Genomic DNA, 18,618 nt, shown 5'->3' on the forward strand with positions numbered 1-18,618 from the left:
AGATCAGCGTCGAGAGGTACAGGAAGCTGCCGATCTGCAGCAGCGTGCCGAGCAGCAGGAAGGAGAGCGCGGGATAGGCGTACCCGGGGTCGACGAACTGCACGAAGAAGGAAATCAGGAAGAGGATGGCCTTCGGGTTGAACAGGCTGACCACCAGCGCCCGCCGGTAGGGGCGCTCCCGCTCCCCCGGCTCCGCGCCCGGTACACCGCCCGTCCCGTCGCCCTCCGTCAGCTCGGCCACCCGTCGGTGCCGCTCACGCCACATCGACACGGCGGCCCGCAGCATCCCTATCGCCAGCCAGGTCAGGTAGCCCGCGCCCGCGTACTTGACCACGGCGAACAGCAACGGCGTGGTCTGGAGCAGCGAGGCGGCCCCCAGCGCGGACAGCGTCATCAGCACCGTGTCCCCGGTCCACACCCCGGCCGCGGCCACGTACCCGGTCCGCACCCCGCGCCGGGCGGCGACGGACAGCACGTACAGCGAGTTCGGCCCCGGCAGCAGGATGATGAGCACCAGGCCGGCGAGGTAGGTCGGAAGATCGGTCACACCCAGCATGGACGGAGTGTCGCACGCGGGTACGACACCGTGTCCACACCGTCCGCATCACGGCCGTCCCGCCCCCGGCGTCCACCTGTCGGGGACCACCGTCCGCGAGCCCGCCCGGGTGGCGGGGCGGCTCAGAACGCGTCCGTCGGGACGTACGCCCCCCAGACCTCCCGCAGCGCGTTGCAGACCTCGCCGACCGTCGCCCGGGCCCGGAGCGCGTCCTTCATCGGGTAGAGGACGTTGTCCGTGCCCTCGGCCGCCTTCCGCAGCTGGTCCAGCGCCGCGTCCACCGCGCCCTGGTCGCGCTCGGCCCGCAGCTTCGCCAGCCGGTCGGCCTGCTGGGCCTCGATCGCCGGGTCGACGCGCAGCGGTTCGTACGGCTCCTCCTCGTCGAGGCGGAAGCGGTTGACGCCGACGACGACGCGCTCGCCGCTGTCCGTCTCCTGTGCGATGCGGTAGGCGCTGCGCTCGATCTCGTTCTTCTGGAAGCCGCGCTCGATCGCGTTGACCGCGCCGCCCATCTCCTCGATCTTGTGCATCAGTTCGAGGGCGGCGGCCTCGACGTCGTCGGTCATCTTCTCGACCACGTACGAACCCGCGAAGGGGTCCACCGTCGCGGTCACGTCCGTCTCGTAGGCCAGGACCTGCTGGGTGCGCAGGGCCAGGCGGGCCGACTTGTCGGTGGGCAGCGCGATGGCCTCGTCGAAGGAGTTGGTGTGCAGCGACTGCGTGCCGCCGAGGACCGCGCCCAGGCCCTGGACCGCGACGCGGACGAGGTTGACCTCGGGCTGCTGGGCGGTGAGCTGGACGCCCGCGGTCTGGGTGTGGAAGCGCAGCATCAGCGACTTCGGGTTCTTCGCGCCGAACTCCTCGCGCATCACCTTCGCCCAGATCCGGCGCGCGGCACGAAACTTGGCGACCTCCTCCAGGATCGTCGTACGGGCGACGAAGAAGAAGGAGAGCCGGGGTGCGAAGTCGTCCACGTCCATGCCGGCGGCGACGGCGGTACGGACGTACTCGATGCCGTCGGCCAGGGTGAACGCGATCTCCTGCGCGGGCGAGGCACCGGCCTCCGCCATGTGGTAGCCGGAGATCGAGATGGTGTTCCACTTCGGGATCTCGGCCTTGCAGTACTTGAAGATGTCGGCGATCAGCCGGAGCGAGGGCTTCGGCGGGAAGATGTAGGTGCCGCGGGCGATGTACTCCTTGAGCACGTCGTTCTGGATGGTGCCGGTCAGCTTGTCCGCCGGGACGCCCTGCTCCTCGCCGACCAGTTGGTAGAGCAGCAGCAGGAGGGCGGCGGGCGCGTTGATGGTCATCGAGGTGGAGACCTTGTCCAGCGGGATCCCGCCGAACAGGACGCGCATGTCGTCGATCGAGTCGATCGCGACGCCGACCTTGCCCACCTCGCCGGCGGCGATCGGCGCGTCCGAGTCGTGTCCCATCTGGGTCGGCAGGTCGAACGCGACGGAGAGGCCCGCGGTGCCGTTGGCGATCAACTGCTTGTATCGCGCGTTGGACTCGGTGGCGGTGCCGAACCCGGCGTACTGCCGCATCGTCCAGGGCCGGCCCGTGTACATCGTGGGGTAGACACCGCGCGTGAAGGGGTACGCACCCGGCTCCCCCAGCTTCTCCTCGGCCCGCCAGCCGTCGAGGGCGTCCGGCCCGTACACCGGCTCGATGGGCAGTCCCGATTCGGACTCACGCGTCATGTGCTGTGCCTCCCGTTTCACCTACTAAGCGGTAACGACCTTGCCCGGACTCTAGCGAGGGACTCTAGCGGCGGCTGTCCCACCGGTGCGGTCCGTCCGCTGGGACCTTGCTCACAGCTTGAACCATCACCACCGTCCCGGTCGCACATCATGCGGGGGATTCGGCAACCGGTCGGGGTGGGAATCCCGTCTCATGGGACAGCGGCACGGAACGGTGAACCGAGGGGGCGTGGCATGGGACCGATGCGTACGGGCGGACGGGGCGGCGGGAGGCGCGCGGCGGCGGTCGCGGCCGTCGGCGCGCTCGCTCTCACAGCGCTGACCGCGGGCTGCCGGGTGGAGCCCGCGGGGGCGGCGGGGACCCCGGCTCCGGTGGAGCCGCCCGCCGCGTCGGCGCGCCCCGCAGACGACGCGAAGCCGGGCGGCACCCCCACGAGCGCCTCCCCCTCACCGTCCGCGCCGCCGCCCACCGCCTCGCCCTCCGCCTCCTCCGCGGCCCCCTCCCGGACGCCGGACGCGCCGGCCGCGCCGGAGCCCGAGACGCTGATGAGGACCGGCGACAGCAGCGACCGGGTGCGCGAACTCCAGGCGCGGCTGCGCCAGGTCGGCCACTTCGACCGCAGCCCCACCGGCTACTACGGCACCGCCACGGAGGCGTCCGTACGCTCCTTCCAGGGCAAGCGCGGCCTGGCCCGCACGGGCAGGACGGACACGGTGACCTGGGAGCGGCTGCTGGGGATGACCCGCGAGCCGACCCCCGGCGAACTGCGGCCGCCGACCGAGCGGGAGGTGGCGAAGCCGGACCCGCGCTGCATGAAGGGCCGGGTGCTGTGCATCAGCAAGAACAGCCGGACCCTGGCGTGGATGATCGACGGCCGGGTGGTCTCGACGATGGACGTCCGCTTCGGCTCGGAGTACACGCCCACCCGCGAGGGCACCTTCTCGGTGTACTGGAAGTCCCGCCACCACGTCTCGACGCTCTACGACTCACCCATGCCGTACGCCATGTTCTTCAGCGGCGGCCAGGCGGTGCACTACTCCTCGGACTTCGCGGCCCGCGGCTACAGCGGCGCCTCGCACGGCTGTGTGAACGTCCGGGACGAGGCGAAAATCGCCTCGCTCTACGCCCAGGTGAAGGACGGCGACAAGGTCGTCGTCTACCGGTAGCGGCGACGGGCCGACGGGAGCGCACACGAGCGGAAAAGGGGCGCGGACGGGACCGGGGGAACGTGTCCCGCCCGCGCCGGGTGCGCTGAGCCGAAGGTACGGGGGGAACCCCGGCTCGTCGCGCTGCCGATGACCAGTCGGCACTCTGTACTGCGCCGGAGCCCCGAAAAACGTTACGCCCCTCGCCCGGGACAGGCATAAGCGCAGGTCAGCGGGGTGGCACCAGCGCGTCCCGGCCACGTCCTGCGGGACACCCCCACCGGTCGGCGCCTGCTTCCGGCAACCGGTGGACGCACCGGAGGGCGCCCCCTGGCCGGCGCACGGCGGCCACAGGACCAAGGTGCGCGCCGGAGGGCCGGACCCGGTCAGCGCACCGCCACCACGGGCGCGGACGGCTCGTCGGAGGGCGGCACCCGGCCCTCCGCCGGGCGCACGGTGTGGAAGACGACCGAGGGCAGCGACCTCTTGCCGTCGTCCCCGTCCGGGCCGCCGGGCCGGCCGCCGGGGCCCTCGTCGTCACCGCTCGCGCCTCCGCCGCCGAGGCGGTCCAGAAGGCGGGCGCAGAAACGCTTCACGTTCCGCTCACCGCGGGCGAGTTCGACGAGGCGGCGCCGCTCCTCGCCGCCCAGGGAGTCGTCGCGGTAGCTCCGGCAGACCTGGAGCGACTTCTTGTAGGCCTCGGCGGGGGAGTCGCCCCCGGACGCGCCGGAGGAGGGGTCGGTGGCACCGGTGGAACCGCCGGTCTCCTCCCGTCCGTCCGGCTCGGCCGTCCCGTCCGGCGAGCCGTGTCCCGGGTCCGCGTCGCCGTCGCCCCGGGTACCGCCACCGCCCGCCGGGTCGCCGTCCGGCGCTCCCCCGTCCTGCGGGTCCGCTCCCTCCGGGGCGCCCGGGGTGGCGGGCGGCGAGGCCGTACCGGCCGGGCCCGAGGGCCGGGCCGACGGGTCGGTGTCGGGCAGTTCGGCTCCCAGTTCCCTCGGCGGGGCCGTCGTCGAGACGGACGAGGCCGGTACGGGGGCGCCCTGGCCGCCGAACGGGGCGGGCAGCATGCCCGTACCCCCCGCGACCGCCACCCCGCCGAGCGCGCAGCCCGCGAGCGAGACGGCCAGGCCGTACCGCACCGGGCGGGTCCAGCGCAGGCGCCGCGAGGGTGTCGTACGCCCGGGCCCGATCCGCACGGTGTGCAGGGTGTCCTGCCGTCCGGCGGGCCCGGTGGCACGCGTGGGGTCTGCCCGCTTCCCGGCCGCCGCCCCGGACGCCTCCCGGAACGCGGCCAGCACGGCCTCCTCGCCGGGGAGTTCACCGGCGGGCGGACGGGGGGTGCGCACCGCGCGCAGTGCGGCGTCCAGCCGCCGGGCCGCCGTCCGGTCGTGAGCGCCGCCGGGTTCGGCCCGGTCGCCGCGGAGGAAAGCCTCCGCCGCGTCCGCGTCAAGCCAGTCGTCCTGCTCGTCGGCCATCACATGTCCTTCTGCGTCCACGCACGCGAATGCGTCACACCGGCGGGCGCCACCGCGCCGCCTCGCGCGAGGCGCTGCGCGGGTACGGCGCCGAGCCCCGCGCCGCCCGCCGGAATCTCTTCGTCCAGGCCGTTGCCGGTGTCGTTGTCCGGGCCGTTGTCCGGGCCGACCAGCTCCGCCAGCCGCTTCAGACCGCGGTGCGCGGCCGTGCGGACCGCGCCGGGGCGCTTGCCCAGGGTCCGGGCCGCGCTCTTCGCGTCGAGCCCGACCACCACCCGCAGCACGACGGCCTCGGCCTGGTCCCTCGGGAGCTGGGCGATGAGGTCCAGGGTGCGGCCGGTGGCCAGCGCCTCCAGCGCCTCGTCCGCCGTGTCGGACTCGGCCGGCCGCGCCGTCAGCTCGCTCTCGTCCCCGCCGATCGCGGGGCGCCTGCCCCGCATCCGTATGTGGTCGAGCGAGCGGTTGCGCGCGATCCGGGCGGCCCAGCCGCGGAACCGGTCGGCGTCCCCGCTGAACCGTCCGAGGTCACGCGCTATCTGGAGCCACGACTCGGAGGCCACGTCCTCGGCGTCCGGTTCACCCACCAGCGTCCGTATGTACCCCAACAGCCGCGGGTGCACAGCGCGGTACACAGTACGGAAGGCGTCCTCGTCCCCGTCCTGTGCCGCGAGCACCGCGGCGGTCAGCTCCGCGTCGTCCCCCAGCACTCCCTCAACCCGCCCTGCTGATCCGAATCGCAGCTGGTCATCACTGCCACGCCACTCTGCGTGACTCAGCACGCTACGTGGTCGGACGGCGCCTCGTCCATGACTTGTACAACCCGCAACTGTCTCCTGACGCTGAGCGGTGTGACAGAAAACGCACCGATGGCGCTGAGTTGAGTACGGGGTCGCGGCGCGGCCTCGTGGAAGACGACCGGGGCCTCTCCTGTGGGGGGTGGCGGCCCCGGTCGTCCTCGTCACTAAGCGCTCTGACCAGGCCGTATGTGGGCCAAAGTGGCTGGCACATGGCCAACGCGTGGCCAACGCAGTCAGCGATCACACGATCCGGCGCCGCTCGCAGCGCATCACAGTACGGATTGCAGGCGACCGCCTGACCTTCGCAGATGACAGCGTTGCACTGCGTAGGCCGCAAGGCGCCAAGCCATTGCCAATGGCCAAGCCATTGCCAATGGCTGTCGCATCTACCTCTCGTCCAGGCAAGCGGACGCCGAGGGCCGTACGATGCAGGCGCGGGTGCCCACTGGATTGGGTACACGTCTACTACAGGCAGTCCGTACGGGAAGGGTGACAGGCGTATGGCAGCGAACGCCGACCACCTGAAAGCCCTCGTCCGGGCACACTCCGAAGCCAACGACGACCTCTTCTACAGCGTCGCCCTGCAAGTCGCGGCGAAATCCGCCCGTCAGGGACAGGGAAAGTTCGCTGTAGAGCTGCGTGAGCTGGTCGAGGCTGCCCAACAGCGGCAGGGGAAGCCGGGCACCCGACGTGCCGCTACCCCGGTGGTGCAGCCTCGTGGTGAGCTGACCAGTCTCCTGACGGCAGGCTACCCGGATACCCAGCTCGACGACATGACCCTGGACGCCGGACTGCGCGCTTCGCTGGATCGCGTGCTCCACGAACAGCGACAGCGTGCACGGCTTGAGCGCTTCGGCTTTACCCCGGTGCACCGCATCCTGCTGTCCGGGCCTCCCGGAACGGGCAAGAGCATGACGGCAGCGGCACTGGCAGGAGAGCTGAAACTGCCCCTGTTCACCATTCGCCTGGATGGCCTGATCAGCCGGTTCATGGGCGAGACCGCGGCCAAGCTGCGTCTGGTCTTCGACGCCGTGGCCCAGACCCGAGCGGTCTACCTGTTCGATGAATTCGACGCTCTGGGAGCCGAACGGGCAGCAGGCAACGACGTCGGCGAAGCCCGCAGGATCCTGAACTCATTTCTGCTGTTCCTGGATGAGGCACCCTCCGAGAGTCTCGTGGTGGCCGGCACCAACCACCACCAGCTTCTGGACCAGGCTCTGTTCCGCCGCTTCGACATGATCGCCACCTACGGCCCTCCCACCGGGGAGGAAGCTGTACAGGTGCTGCAGCGACGCCTAGCCGGAATGGACACAAGCACACTACGGTGGGATCTCGTGACAGAACGTGCGTCGGGCCTAAGTCACGCCGAGCTGGTCAAAGCGGCGGAAGCAGCGGCCAAACGAGCCATCCTGGCTGACCGGGACGTGGTGGATGAGCAGCTGCTGCTGGAAGCCCTGAATGAGCGGCACACCTCCCGCCATGCCTGAGCCCGACCCTTCCGCACGGCTCAGTCCGCACCTGATCGTGCCCTGGGAGGCCGCTACCCTCACGCCGCGCTCCGAGGCTCCCGGCGGGAGCGGTCCGAACCTGGTTCAGCACACGAACCGGCAGAGGCACGCAGACGCGTTGGTGGACGGGCTGGAGACGGCCCGCCGTGAGGCAACCCAGCTCGTGCAGCAGACGCCCGAGAACCGTCAGCCTGACGGTTTCGCGGTGCGTATCGAGGCCGCTCGCGATCACTCTCTGAGTTTGGATCGTCTGGACGCATCCGGTCTGACGCTCATGAGCAGCCACCCGCAGACCGAGAACACTCGGCAGGATGCACTGGTCTGGATCCCCTTCGACAAAATCGCCTCGTTCAGCCAGCGGATCGCCGACTTCACGGACAACACTCCTGGCGGCAACCCTAAACAGGCCGTGCTGGTGGCCAATATGGAACAGATCCAGCGGGCTCTGCTGGAGCACCTCTGGCAGGAGCGGCAGGGAATGCCGCCGCTGGACGATGAGCGGTGGTGGGAGTTGTGGTTCGATCCGCGGATCTCGCCGACGGCGGTTGACAGTTTGCGTGCGCTGGCCGAAGAGCGTCGCTGGCGGGTCAGTGAGCGGGCTATCCATGTCGGGGAACATCTGGTGGCCCACGTCGCGACGACCGGCAACGAGCTGGCGTTCCTGTTGGCCACGAACGCCTGCCCTACCGAGATCCGTAGCCCTACCTTCGCCGAGGGCCTCTACGCCGTCGACCGCGAATTCCGCGTCGACCTCGTCAAGGATCTCGCCGCGCGCATCGAACCGGCCGCCCCAGAAGCCCCGGCGGTATGCATCCTGGACACGGGGATAGCTCAGGAGCACGCCCTGCTCAAGCCCGCGTTGCACGAGCGCGCCTACAGCGTGCTTCCTGGCAGCACGCCGGCCGACCGCATCGGGCACGGCACGCAAATGGCCGGCCTCGCCCTTTTCGGGGACTTCGCCGCAGCCCTTGAATCACAAGGTCCCGTCGTCCTCGGTCACGGCCTTGAGTCCGTGAAGATCCTCAACGACGCTCACACACCCCACGCGTCCCCGCGCACTTGTGCGGAGACCACCGCGAACGCGGTCGCGACCGCTGAGATCGGCAACGGGAGCCCCGCACCGTCCGGGCGGGTCTTCTCGATGGCCGTCACCCGGCAGTCCGGGGAAGGGGAGAACGGCGTAGACGGCACCGCGACCCTGTGGTCGGCCACCCTGGACGCCCTGGCGGCAGGCACGGCCGTCACCGTCCGGGATGACCGGATCGAGTTGATCGGAGCGCCCGATCCTGAAGCGTCACGCCTGATCATCGTGAGCGCCGGCAACATCCGCGGTCCTGTCCCCCACCAGATGCGCCGCGACGACGGCACTCTGGATCCGCTGGTTCTGTGCGACCTGTCGCGCATCGAGGAACCCTCCCAAGCGCACAACGTACTCACCGTCGGGGCGTGCACGCATATGGATGCCGTCCCCGATTCTGCCCTGTTCAGCGGATTCCGTCCGCTGGCCGCCCCCGGTTCCCTGTCCCCCTTCAGCCGGACATCGGTGGCGCTGACCAACGGCTCCATCGCCAAGCCTGACATCGTTCTGGAGGGCGGCAACATGCTTGTCGCCCCCGACGACAGCATCCTGGACCCACACGATCTGGTAAGCGTGGCGACCACCCACCACGACCCGGCGCGTCAGCTGACCTGGACGAACGCCACGAGCGCTGCCACGGCCCAGGCGGCTGCGCTCGCCGCCACGGCGATGAGTACCTACCCCGGGCTGCGGCCAGAGACTGTTCGCGCCCTTCTCGTGCACGAAGCCCAGTGGACCCCTGCCATGGAGAAGGGCCTGTTTAAGAAGACCGGCGCCCCCAATCTCGGCAAGGGCGACATGATGCGACAGGTAATCCGCCGGTACGGATGGGGCATGCCCACCGCCGAACGCATCCGCAGCAGCGCCTCGAACGCCGTCACGATGATCATCCAGAACACTCTGGTGCCGTACAAGGTCAAGGGCGGTCAGGTTCGCCTGGCCGAACTCAAGTTGCACGAGCTGCCCTGGCCCCTGGAGCAACTGCGCGACCTGGCCGAGACCACCGTCGACCTGCGCGTGACGCTCGCCTACATGATCGAGCCCAACCCCGGCCGACGCGGCATGCTCGGCCGCTACAGCTACGCATCCCACGGCCTACGCTTCGCCATCAAGGGCTCCACCGAATCCAGCGACTCCTTCCAGAGGCGACTGGCCGAACAGGCCGAACACGAAGGCGACGGCCTTGGCAACCCCAAGGCGTTCGAGTCCAACAGCAAGTGGCTGGTCGGCCCCCGGGCCCGCAACCTCGGCTCGCTGCACGCGGACATCTGGCGCGGATCGGCAGCCGAACTCGCCGACTGCGGCATGCTCGCGGTCTACCCTGTCGGCGGCTGGTGGAAGGCAAATAAACGCAAGGACAGGATCGGCCTGCCTGTCAGTTACGCCCTCCTGATCTCCTTGAGAACACCGGAGATCACCACCGACCTGTACACCCCCATCGCCGCACAGCTGGGAGTTCCGGTAGAGGTCACGCCAACCGCCCAGACCGAGATCACGAACGGCATTCCAATTCAGATGCAACTCGGCTGGTAAGTGATCAATCGAGGCCAGCATCTAGCTTTCATCTCAACCCAACCAGTTCCCTCCCTAAACTTTCACGCGACGAGAGCGCAGACACCGGGGTGGGACGATGCAGCAGACCGTACGACTGGAACTTCTGGGGCTTGCCGACACAGACGATGACGAGCTGCTGCGCCTTGGAGGCCAGCTGCGACGCTCAATCCAGGAGTTGGACGTACTGGACGTACGAGCCGGGCACTCTACGGATCAGATCTCGAAAGGGGCAAAGAGCAGCGAGCTGCTCGTTCCTGGATCGCTTGTCGTTACGGCCGCTTCCCTTACTCTGCGTCAGGTTCTCCTGCTCGCCAACACATGGTTGAAGAACCGACCTGTGCGCGGCATCAAGGTGGAGTTGGAAGGCCATGTGATCGATTTGACTGATGCCTCGGCTGCCGAGCGGACTCGTTTGATCGATATTTTCCTCGCTCACCGCGAGGTTCCAGGCGATGGCCACTCCGAAGAGCGCTCCGCCGAGCAGTCCTGACACTATGACCGCTCAGCCGATCGGCAACGGAAACCGCGGGGCTCTGCTCATCGGTACAGGGACATACGATCACCCAGAACTACCAGCGCTACGTTCACCCGAGGTGGACTGCACTCGCCTCGCCACCTTGCTGCGTGACCCAAAAATCGGCGCATTTGAGGTACAGACACTCATTGATGCCGACCGCGCCGCGTTGGAACGGGCAATCGGAGAGTTCTTCCTCAACGCTTGGGGCGACGACGTACGTCTCCTATACCTCTCTGGTCACGGGATCGTAAGTCGCAACGACAAGCTTTACTTTGCCATCCGCCAGACGGATCCTGACCGACCCACCTATACAACGATCTCTGCGACATTCATCCACGAGGTCATAGACGATTGCCGTGCTCGAAGCATCGTCGTGATCCTCGACTGCTGCTACAGCGGCCTCTTCCTCTCAGGGGCTAAGGGCGAGGAATCAGCACGATTCGAGGAGGCCCTGGCCGGGCAGGGCCGTGTCGTCATCACCGCTGGTACAAGGTCACAGAGAGCCTGGGAAGGGGAGCATTACGACGCCGAGACACCTGCACCATCTCTCTTCACCGGGGTGCTCATCGAAGGTATTTCCACCGGCGCTGCCGATCTCAACGGCGACGGTGTAGTCACCCTCCAGGAACTCTACCGATATACCTGCGAGCGTCTCCACCGGGAGGGGGCCGCTCAAACCCCTCGCATGGGCGGCGAAATGCAGTACGACATCGCGCTCGCCAAAGTGCGAAAACAACAAAAGCCGCGGGCCTCGCTACCAGACCGTACGGGCAGCCGGACTCGCACGTCTGCCGGTTCCCGAGCGCAGCGTAAGCCTGAGCCTTGGAAAGCCCCAGCAGCCCTCGGACCTGCTCGCCAGCCCATCCTGTCCGCCGGCGTGCTTGTGGTGCACGAGCCATACAAGCTGCATGCGATCGACCTCGAATCCCGACAGCGGTTGCCCCTGATCAAGATGTGGTACCCAGGTAACCCTGCCCTATATGGGGGCGCGGCATACTTTCCCGGCAAGGGCAGTTACTTGCAAATGAATGACCTTCGGACCGGGAAGCACCGAGCGTCACACCCAGTCGCAATCCGCGACGGGTTGCTAGGCGTTTCGCAGGACGTGCTGTACGCAACTGCTCAGGACGGCACGCTGCACGCCTTTGTCCCGTCGACGCTTAGGCTCCTCTGGTCGGTTACCACAGACGGACTTACCGCCACTTCCCCACCGCAGACGGCTGCCAAATGTGCACTGTTCACGGCTGCGGTACCCCCAATTACCGGCGCGGCAGCGAGTTTTAGCGGAGATCGCATGGTGGCTGTCACCGACGGGAGGGTGGCCTGGTCTTACCAGGCCGATGCCCCTCTATCTCCGGATTGGGCTGCCACGGACAACGGAATTTACATGGCCTTGCAGCCGGAGAAATCTCTCTCGTGTCAGCGAATCGTGGCGGTGAACCCTGAGAACGGACGGCCGCTCTGGTGGTTCGATACCAAAGCGCTCCTAGCATCGACTCCAGTCGCCACCGACGAGGTGCTGCTCTTCGGTGACATGGAAAACCGGCTTGTGGCTCTGGACACTAATACTGGAACCGTGCTCTGGGAGAAGAAGACCGACGGCCGCCTCCTCAACCGACCGGCTGTTGAGGGTGGCACTCTGTTCACAGCCGACCGCGCCGCGAAGCTGGTCAGGTGGAACCTGCTGACAGGTCGAAAGATCCGATCCTATGACCTCCTTTTGAGTCCAGACCGTCAAGGGTTCCCCACGATCAGCGACGGCGTCGTGTACGCGACTGGCGCCCGAGGTGACCTACACGCTCTGCCCGTATGAGCTCCTTGGCGCGACAGCCCTCAGGGGCCGGCTTGAAGGGCTGACGCCGTGGCCAACGCGTGGCCAACAGCAGTCAGGAACAGGCAGAAACACCCAGATGGAGGCCGATCTAACCAGTAGCCTAGAGCCTCCACCATCGGCACTAAAATGCCTGGTCAGGGGGCTTTCTAGCGGCCATCCCGGCCAGGGGTGGCGGCCCCGGTCGTCGTTCCAACACCTGGTCGCTTGGCCAGGCGCTTTGTGGATCAGCCGGCCTGTCCGTGACCAACGCGTCAGGGAATTCCTCCGGGTGTACGCGTTCTTGAACGTTGGACACCCCAGTGACCAGCGCTTTCCGGAGCTCACCTGACCTGTCTGCGCTCAGTCACCTCGTGACCTCAGGACAAGCTCCTGGCACTGCCGTTCGGCACCAGAGGCCGCCGACGCGGAGAGCCTGTCCACCAGCGCGACCCAGGCGTCTCCGACGCCCAGAACCATGGCGAACGATCACCGGACAGCAGCCACTAGAGTGCCCAGCGTGAACACCGCGCCTCAGCCGACGCCTGTCTTCCGCCTGATCGTGACGGGAGGCGGAACCGGCGGCCACACCTACCCCGCTCTCACCGCGATCCGTACCCTGCAGGCACGGCTGGCCGCTTCCGGCCGCACCCTCGACGTCCTGTGGATCGGCACGGCGGGGGGCCTGGAGGCCCAGGTCACGAGCGCAGAGGGCATCCCGTTCACCACCGTGGCCACGGGTAAGGTCCGGCGTCACGCGAACCCGCTGAAGATGGTGTCGCCCGCCAACGTCCGGGACATGGCACGTGTGCCGCTCGGGGCCGCCCAGGCGCGCAGCGCGGTCTCCGCCTTCCGGCCGCACGTCGTCCTCGCCACGGGCGGTTACGTAGCCGTGCCGACCGGGCTCGCCGCGCGGATGTGCCGGGTCCCGCTGGTCGTGCACGAACAGACCGTCCGCCTCGGCCTCGCCAACCGTAAGCTCGCCGGCTCCGCCGCGCGGATCGCCGTGTCCTCGGAGTCGACCCTGCCGCTTCTGCCGGAGAGCGTGCGGTCGGTGGCGGTGGTCACCGGCAACCCCGTACGACCTGAGGTCCTGACCGGCCACCCGGACAAGGCCGCGACCGCGCTCGGCCTCCACAGCTTCGACCGGCGGCTGCCGACCGTATACGTCACCGGCGGAGCGCAGGGCTCACAGCAGATCAACGACGTGGTCGGCGGCGAACTGCCGTGGCTCCTGGAGCGCGCCAACGTGGTGCACCAGTGCGGCCCGGCCCACCAGGAGGCGCTGTCCGCGCGCGCGGCGGGACTTCCGGCCTCCCTTGTCGCCCGGTACCACCTCACTCCGTTCGTCGGACCGGAGCTGCCGGACGTCTTGGCCTTGGCCGATCTCGTGATCTCCCGCAGCGGTGCGGGCACCCTGGCCGAGCTGACCGCCCTCGGCAAGCCCGCCGTATTCATCCCGCTCGCCACGGCGGCCGGGAACGAACAGGCCCACAACGCCCGCCACCTGGAGGAGTCCGGGGCAGCGGTCGCCCTCCTCGGCGAGGTCTCCGGCGGCCACCTGCGCGAGGCGGTCGGCCCGCTCCTCGACGATCCGGCGCGCCGGGCCACGATGGCCGCGGCAGCCAGGGCACATGGGCGCCCGGACGCTGCAGAAAGGCTCGTGGACGTGATCCTGTCCGCAGCGTCCCAGTAACAGCGCGACCCGCAAGGGCTACGTGATCCGTCCACCGGTATGGAGGGCGGTGCCGGCTTCGATGAGCACAGCGCACTCATGGAACGCAGCATCGTCCTGGCCCATCGGGTCGGGCACGTCCCGGCCGGGCAGGTAGAGGCGCAGTTTGTTCTCGTTCTCCGGACCGTAGACGGCCCGGAGGGTGGCGAGAACGGAGGCGTCCATGGCGAGTACCGTGTCCGCCCAATCCAACATGTCCAGGCTGGTCTGCTGAGCACGGTGGGCGGTGAGGTCATAGCCCAGCCGCCCGGCGGCGTTGATCATGGCGGAATGAGCCGGCTGGTCCTGCCACTTGCCGATCAGCCCGGCTGAGCGAACGGCCATACGTGGTCCACCCCGTCGAGCGAGAGCAAGCTGAGCGAAGGGGCTACGGCAGTAGTTCCCCAGACACACAACGAGCAGATTCGACATCATGATCCGCCCGTGGCCTTGAGAGCCTGTCCGAGGGCGGTCACCACTCGGTGGACATCTGCCTCGGTGAGGTGCTGGTGGAAGGGCAGGCTCAGGATTTCCCGGCTGGCCCGTTCGGTGGCGGGCAGGTCACGCTTCCAGCGTGCGAAGGCGGGCTGAAGGTGGTTGGGCGGGTAGTGAACGCCGACTCCGATGTTCCTCGCCCGTAGGTGGGCGAATACGTGGTCCCGGTGCGGCACGCGTACCTGACACAGGTGCGGCACCGTGTGGCCGAGGCCGACGTCGACGAGCGTCACCCCCTCCAGCGCGTCCAGGGCATCGCTGTAGGTGCGCCACAGATGCCGCCGGGAGCGCACGGTGGCGTCGAAATGGTCGAACTGCGCCAGTCCGATGGCGGCGTTGATGGACGAGAGCTGGTACCGCAAGCCGAAGCATTCCACCTGGTAGCTGGTGGTCTCAGCGCGCTCGCTCTGGGACTGCGTAACGCCCAGCATGCGAAGTCGGCGGACAGCGGCGGCCTCCTCGGGCGTACGGGGGATGACGGCCCCGCCTTGGCCACAGGTAAGATTCTTGACCGGCCCGAAGGAAAAGCACGTCAGGGCCGTGTCGTCGGCGCCGACGTGTTTGGGTCCGCAGTGAGAGCCGAAGGCATGGGCAGCGTCCTCGATGACCACGATGCCCCGCTCAGCCAGATCCTCGCGAATGGAGCTGAGGTGGACGGCCCGGCCGCCGAAGAGCACCGGCAGCACGGCGGCCGTGTCATCAGTGACTGCGTCCATGACGAGTTGCGGGGTGACGCACAACGTCGCCGGGTCTACGTCGATGAACCGCGGGGCAGCTCCTACAGCCCGGATGGCCTGCACAGTGGCGCAGAATGTCATGGACGGCACGATCACCTCGTCGCCAAGGCCGATGCCTGTGGCCAGCAGGGCACTGTGCAGAGCCGCGGTACCGGAACTGACGGCCACCACGTCGGGTACGCCGAGGTACGCGGCGATCCGCCTCTCGAATTCGACGGTGAGGTCAGTGTGTCCGTACTGGCCGGCCTCCAGGACTCGGGCGACAGACGCTGCTTCTCGTCCGTAGAGGTACGGGGACGCGTTGCGCCGGGCGTCGGGGGTGGTCAGGTTCATGTGGTTACCCCGTTCATGGCGATGCGCTTCAGGTCGGCCGTCTCACCCATCCTCCAAGCGGTGGGCAGGCCGGTAACCGAGCTGGTCGCGGGCCTTGGACCAGTCGATCGAGTAGCGGGCGTCGTTCGACGGTCGGTCGGGGATGTACGTGACCGCGTCCCACGTCGCGCCGCAGATGTTCAGCAGGTGGCCGGTCAGCTCCTTGGTGGACAGGTCAGTACCTCCACCGAGGTTGTAGACCTCGCCCGGCTCCCCATCACGCAGCACTGCTTCGATCCCGGCGCAGTTGTCTTCTACATGCAGCCAGTTACGTACGTGCTGCCCCCGGTCGTGGAGCGTGACGGGTACTCCTCGCAAGAGTCGGGTCACGAAGAGCGGGATGACCTTTTCGGGGTACTGATAGGGCCCGTAGTTGTTGCTGCTACGAGTCGCACACAGCGGGAGCCCAAGCGTCTGGTAGGCACCCAGGGCTACCAGATCTGCGGCCGCCTTCGACACCGCGTACGGGACCGAGGGACGCAAGGGCGAATCCTCGGTCGCGGCCCCCTCCAGCAGCGGGCCGTAAACCTCGTCGGTCGAGACGTGGACGAACTTGTCGACGCCGTGGCGGTGTGCGGCATCCACGAGCACCCGGGTGCCGAGAACATTCGTGGACAAGAACGCGTCGGCCGCGTTGTAGGAGCGGTCGACGTGGGACTCGGCCGCGAAATGCACCACTGCTGTGGTACCGGACGCCATCAGGCTGTCGACAACAGCTACGTCACGGATGTCGCCGTGGACGAACCGTAGTTTGTCGGACAGGAACGCCATGCCCAGGTTCTCGATGTGACCGGCGTAGGTAAGGGCGTCAAGGACGGTCACACGGGCGACGTCCTCGGTCTGGATGATCCGCTTGACGAAGTGCGAGCCGATGAAGCCCGCACCTCCAGTGACGAGTACGTGTTTCATGCGCGCCTCCCGGAAGAGTGGCGGCCCGGCACATCGCGCAGAAGCGCCGATGTCGGCAGGCCGTCGACAGATGCCCGGAACCTCCCCGAGCTGCCTCCACGGTGGGCCGCACACCCCATTGGAGTCTGTATCCCCGATGTGGGCCCGCTCTGCGAAGCGGGTCGCTACGGTGCCGTACAGACACCAGAGTTGGGGGGTGTGCATGAAGACGGAAGCAGTACGCCATCCCCTGACCTACGTGCGCCGGCAACGCGGGTGGAGCATGGAAAAACTCGCCCACCACCTGAACCTGGCCGCGCAACGTCGCGGTCTTCGCATCGCTGCCGACCGCAGTCGCATCTACCGGTGGGAGCACAGACGGGTAGGCGCTCCCAGCGACCTCTATCAAGAGCTGCTGGCCGACGTTCTGGGCATCGATACCGCTCGATTGCGGACCGTGGCATGGCCGTGGTGGCTCCCCGCCTACGATCGCCCGTTCCCCTTCAGCCTGGCCGGCGCCCACGCCGCCCACACGGAGTTATTGGTGGAACTCGACCAGCCTGACCGCCGTACCTTCCTCGTTCTCGCCGCCGGATCCTTAGTCGGAATGGCAACCGAATGGGCTCGCGTCGAACCCGAACGTCTGGCCGGGGCTCTGGCTGGGCGCCGTGTCGACGAAAGCCTGCTCACCTGGCTGGAGAGCAGCGTCGAACGTCTCCCCGGCCTGGCGAACACATCCCCTCAGGAATGTGCCGACCTCCTCACAGCGGCCATGCGCGTCACGATCAACCTGCTCGGCTCAGCCCGCTACGACGAACCCACCGGCCGCCGCCTGCTTACCGTTCTGGCTCAGGCGGCCCAGAGCGCCGCCTGGCTCCACTTCGACCAAGGCCGCCACGCCTCGGCGCAACGCCACTGGCGCACCGCCCTGCACTCAGCCCACAGCACCGACGACCGCGATCTCGGAGCCGGAGTCCTTTCCGACCTCGCGTACTCCGCCACTTGGCTCGGCCACCCCGGTGAGGCGGTCGAGATCCTCGCCCTTGCCCGTACCCGAACCCGCCACGCGACAGCCCGCTCCCTGCTGGATGTACGCCGGGCTCGCGCCCTCGCGGTCCTCCAGGACGATGTGGGCACCGCCCGCGCACTCAACGACGCCGAACACCAACTGGAGCGTGGCGATGCACAATCCGCACCCCCGTGGGTGTCCTGGATGTCATCCGCCGACCTCGCAGTTGATGCGGGCCGCTGCTGGCTGGACCTGGAAGACCCACGGCGAGCCACCGTCGCGCTGGACGAGGGCCTGGGCCTGCTGGCCCCCGAACGGGTCAGAACCCGCGCCATCATGCTCACGTATCGTGCCCACGCCGCGCTCGCCGAGCGTGACGTCGACGCAGCCGTGTCGGATACCCGAACAGCGCTGGACACCGCCCTGGGGACAGGTGCTTCACGGTGCCTCGACCTGGTGCGCGGCACCCTCGGGGAGTCACTCGAACCCCACAAGGGCGAAACCGCCGTTCGAGACCTGCGCTCGTACGCACAGCAGCGGTTGACGTCCGCGCGTGCGTGAACAGCCCGCCCCGACACGGACGGCCTGGGCGCATCGCACGACCAGCGCGTGGCTGACAGCGCCCAGGGACGGACAGGAACGCCTGGAGCCCCGTTCACGCGGGAAGCGGCCCTCAGCGGCGCCGGAGGAAGAGGACGAGGTGCCGGTGTCCAGCCGGGTCAACGGGGGGCCGGTGGGGCGGCTCGGACCAGGGACCGGGCCAGCTCGGTGCTTCCGGAGAGGGTGTCGAGCGGGAGGGGCTGCGTGGCGAGGGCCCCTTCGTGCAGCGTGAGAAGCCGGGTGGCGAGGAGGGCGGGGTCCGGGCAGCCCGCCGTGGTGGCGAGTTCCTCGAAGAGGTTCAGCAGCCAGAGCTTCTGGTTCGTGGCGATGCGGTGCGCGGGGTGCGAGGGGTCCGGGAGTTCGGCCAGCGCGTTGATGAACGCACATCCGCGGGTGTTGCTCCCGCTCCAGGTCCGCAGGGCGTCGAAGGGGGCGGTGACGGCCTCGACGGGATCGTCGCAGGCGCCGACGGCGGCGAGGACGAGTGACCGCCAGCGCTGATCACGTCCGTCGAGGTAGGCCGCCACGAGGTGGTCCTTGGAACCGAACTGGTTGTACAGGGTCCGCTTGGTCACGCCCGAGTGCTCGGCGATCAGGTCCACGCCGACCGCGGTGATGCCACGGGCGTAGAACAGTTCCTCGGATGTGTATAAGAGACA

At 68.4% G+C, this 18,618-nt stretch carries 15 protein-coding genes; 7 read left to right on the forward strand and 8 right to left on the reverse strand.

What is annotated here, in order from left to right:
* Both leuE and IH13_RS0112040 read right to left on the reverse strand, forming a co-directional pair.
* A partial coding sequence (leuE, locus tag IH13_RS0112035) for a leucine efflux protein LeuE (RefSeq protein ID WP_031083675.1) occupies positions 1 to 556 on the reverse strand: 556 nt, incomplete at its 3' end.
* A 122-nt stretch (positions 557 to 678) separates the two neighbouring features.
* The gene (locus IH13_RS0112040) at positions 679 to 2,259 is read right to left on the reverse strand and encodes an acyl-CoA mutase large subunit family protein (protein ID WP_031083676.1); all 1,581 of its coding nucleotides are present in this window, start codon (positions 2,257 to 2,259) and stop codon (positions 679 to 681) included.
* Positions 2,260 to 2,493: 234 nt separating this feature from the next.
* Here IH13_RS0112040 and IH13_RS0112045 point away from each other — a divergent pair, with 234 nt between their 5' ends.
* Positions 2,494 to 3,426, forward strand: a complete 933-nt coding sequence (locus IH13_RS0112045) for a L,D-transpeptidase family protein (RefSeq protein WP_031083677.1) — start codon at positions 2,494 to 2,496, stop codon at positions 3,424 to 3,426.
* A gap of 365 nt (positions 3,427 to 3,791) precedes the next feature.
* Here the strand turns inward: IH13_RS0112045 and IH13_RS0112050 are convergent, their stop codons facing one another.
* On the reverse strand, positions 3,792 to 4,880 hold the full coding sequence (locus IH13_RS0112050; protein ID WP_031083679.1) for a hypothetical protein: 1,089 nt from the start codon (positions 4,878 to 4,880) through the stop codon (positions 3,792 to 3,794).
* Positions 4,880 to 5,587 (reverse strand): RNA polymerase sigma factor, encoded by a 708-nt coding sequence (locus IH13_RS0112055; protein ID WP_031083681.1) that lies wholly within the window; start codon positions 5,585 to 5,587, stop codon positions 4,880 to 4,882. Before IH13_RS0112055 ends, IH13_RS0112050 begins: the two co-directional genes overlap by 1 nt.
* A gap of 590 nt (positions 5,588 to 6,177) precedes the next feature.
* On the opposite strand from IH13_RS0112055, the gene IH13_RS0112060 reads away from it, so the two are divergent.
* The 5 genes from IH13_RS0112060 to IH13_RS0112080 all read left to right on the forward strand — a co-directional run bounded on the left by IH13_RS0112060 (position 6,178) and on the right by IH13_RS0112080 (position 13,840).
* Entirely contained in the window at positions 6,178 to 7,164 is a 987-nt protein-coding gene (locus tag IH13_RS0112060; RefSeq protein ID WP_031083682.1) for an AAA family ATPase, read from the forward strand.
* Entirely contained in the window at positions 7,157 to 9,796 is a 2,640-nt protein-coding gene (locus tag IH13_RS0112065) for a S8 family peptidase (protein WP_051835821.1), read from the forward strand. The genes IH13_RS0112060 and IH13_RS0112065 overlap by 8 nt, the downstream gene beginning before the upstream one ends.
* A gap of 97 nt (positions 9,797 to 9,893) precedes the next feature.
* Positions 9,894 to 10,307, forward strand: coding sequence for a hypothetical protein (locus IH13_RS0112070; protein ID WP_051835822.1), 414 nt, complete (start codon positions 9,894 to 9,896; stop codon positions 10,305 to 10,307).
* Between the two features lie 4 nt (positions 10,308 to 10,311).
* Entirely contained in the window at positions 10,312 to 12,147 is a 1,836-nt protein-coding gene (locus IH13_RS0112075; protein WP_031083688.1) for a caspase, EACC1-associated type, read from the forward strand.
* A 517-nt stretch (positions 12,148 to 12,664) separates the two neighbouring features.
* Positions 12,665 to 13,840 carry a UDP-N-acetylglucosamine--N-acetylmuramyl-(pentapeptide) pyrophosphoryl-undecaprenol N-acetylglucosamine transferase gene (locus IH13_RS0112080; RefSeq protein ID WP_031083689.1) on the forward strand — a complete coding sequence of 392 codons (1,176 nt, stop codon included), beginning with the start codon at positions 12,665 to 12,667 and terminating at the stop codon, positions 13,838 to 13,840.
* A gap of 18 nt (positions 13,841 to 13,858) precedes the next feature.
* Here IH13_RS0112080 and IH13_RS0112085 read toward each other — a convergent pair whose 3' ends face one another.
* Genes IH13_RS0112085 through IH13_RS0112095 form a run of 3 tightly spaced genes read right to left on the reverse strand, consistent with a single transcriptional unit; the run spans position 13,859 to position 16,371 of the window.
* Positions 13,859 to 14,293 carry an arsenate reductase/protein-tyrosine-phosphatase family protein gene (locus tag IH13_RS0112085; protein WP_051835823.1) on the reverse strand — a complete coding sequence of 145 codons (435 nt, stop codon included), beginning with the start codon at positions 14,291 to 14,293 and terminating at the stop codon, positions 13,859 to 13,861.
* A complete protein-coding gene (locus IH13_RS0112090; RefSeq protein WP_234433272.1) occupies positions 14,290 to 15,423 on the reverse strand; it encodes a DegT/DnrJ/EryC1/StrS family aminotransferase in 1,134 nt (377 codons plus the stop codon). Before IH13_RS0112090 ends, IH13_RS0112085 begins: the two co-directional genes overlap by 4 nt.
* 42 nt (positions 15,424 to 15,465) lie before the next feature.
* Complete coding sequence (locus tag IH13_RS0112095) at positions 15,466 to 16,371, reverse strand: dTDP-glucose 4,6-dehydratase (RefSeq protein ID WP_031083695.1); 906 nt, start codon at positions 16,369 to 16,371, stop codon at positions 15,466 to 15,468.
* Positions 16,372 to 16,573: 202 nt separating this feature from the next.
* On the opposite strand from IH13_RS0112095, the gene IH13_RS0112100 reads away from it, so the two are divergent.
* Entirely contained in the window at positions 16,574 to 17,920 is a 1,347-nt protein-coding gene (locus tag IH13_RS0112100; RefSeq protein ID WP_158791141.1) for a helix-turn-helix domain-containing protein, read from the forward strand.
* A 158-nt stretch (positions 17,921 to 18,078) separates the two neighbouring features.
* Here IH13_RS0112100 and IH13_RS0112105 read toward each other — a convergent pair whose 3' ends face one another.
* Positions 18,079 to 18,594, reverse strand: coding sequence for a TetR/AcrR family transcriptional regulator (locus tag IH13_RS0112105; protein WP_051835830.1), 516 nt, complete (start codon positions 18,592 to 18,594; stop codon positions 18,079 to 18,081).
* Positions 18,595 to 18,618: the final 24 nt, after the last annotated feature.

The sequence above is a fragment of the Streptomyces sp. NRRL WC-3549 genome, assembly GCF_000721935.1.
Classification (GTDB): Bacteria; Actinomycetota; Actinomycetes; order Streptomycetales; family Streptomycetaceae; genus Streptomyces.

Coding starts and splice junctions, on each gene's coding strand:
- IH13_RS0112040 (WP_031083676.1), bottom strand. CDS start 2,259: ATGACGCGTGAGTCCGAATCGGGACTGCCCATCGAGCCGGTGTACGGG.
- IH13_RS0112045 (WP_031083677.1), top strand. CDS start 2,494: ATGGGACCGATGCGTACGGGCGGACGGGGCGGCGGGAGGCGCGCGGCG.
- IH13_RS0112050 (WP_031083679.1), bottom strand. CDS start 4,880: ATGGCCGACGAGCAGGACGACTGGCTTGACGCGGACGCGGCGGAGGCT.
- IH13_RS0112060 (WP_031083682.1), top strand. CDS start 6,178: ATGGCAGCGAACGCCGACCACCTGAAAGCCCTCGTCCGGGCACACTCC.
- IH13_RS0112065 (WP_051835821.1), top strand. CDS start 7,157: ATGCCTGAGCCCGACCCTTCCGCACGGCTCAGTCCGCACCTGATCGTG.
- IH13_RS0112070 (WP_051835822.1), top strand. CDS start 9,894: ATGCAGCAGACCGTACGACTGGAACTTCTGGGGCTTGCCGACACAGAC.
- IH13_RS0112075 (WP_031083688.1), top strand. CDS start 10,312: ATGACCGCTCAGCCGATCGGCAACGGAAACCGCGGGGCTCTGCTCATC.
- IH13_RS0112085 (WP_051835823.1), bottom strand. CDS start 14,293: ATGATGTCGAATCTGCTCGTTGTGTGTCTGGGGAACTACTGCCGTAGC.
- IH13_RS0112090 (WP_234433272.1), bottom strand. CDS start 15,423: ATGAACCTGACCACCCCCGACGCCCGGCGCAACGCGTCCCCGTACCTC.
- IH13_RS0112095 (WP_031083695.1), bottom strand. CDS start 16,371: ATGAAACACGTACTCGTCACTGGAGGTGCGGGCTTCATCGGCTCGCAC.
- IH13_RS0112100 (WP_158791141.1), top strand. CDS start 16,574: ATGAAGACGGAAGCAGTACGCCATCCCCTGACCTACGTGCGCCGGCAA.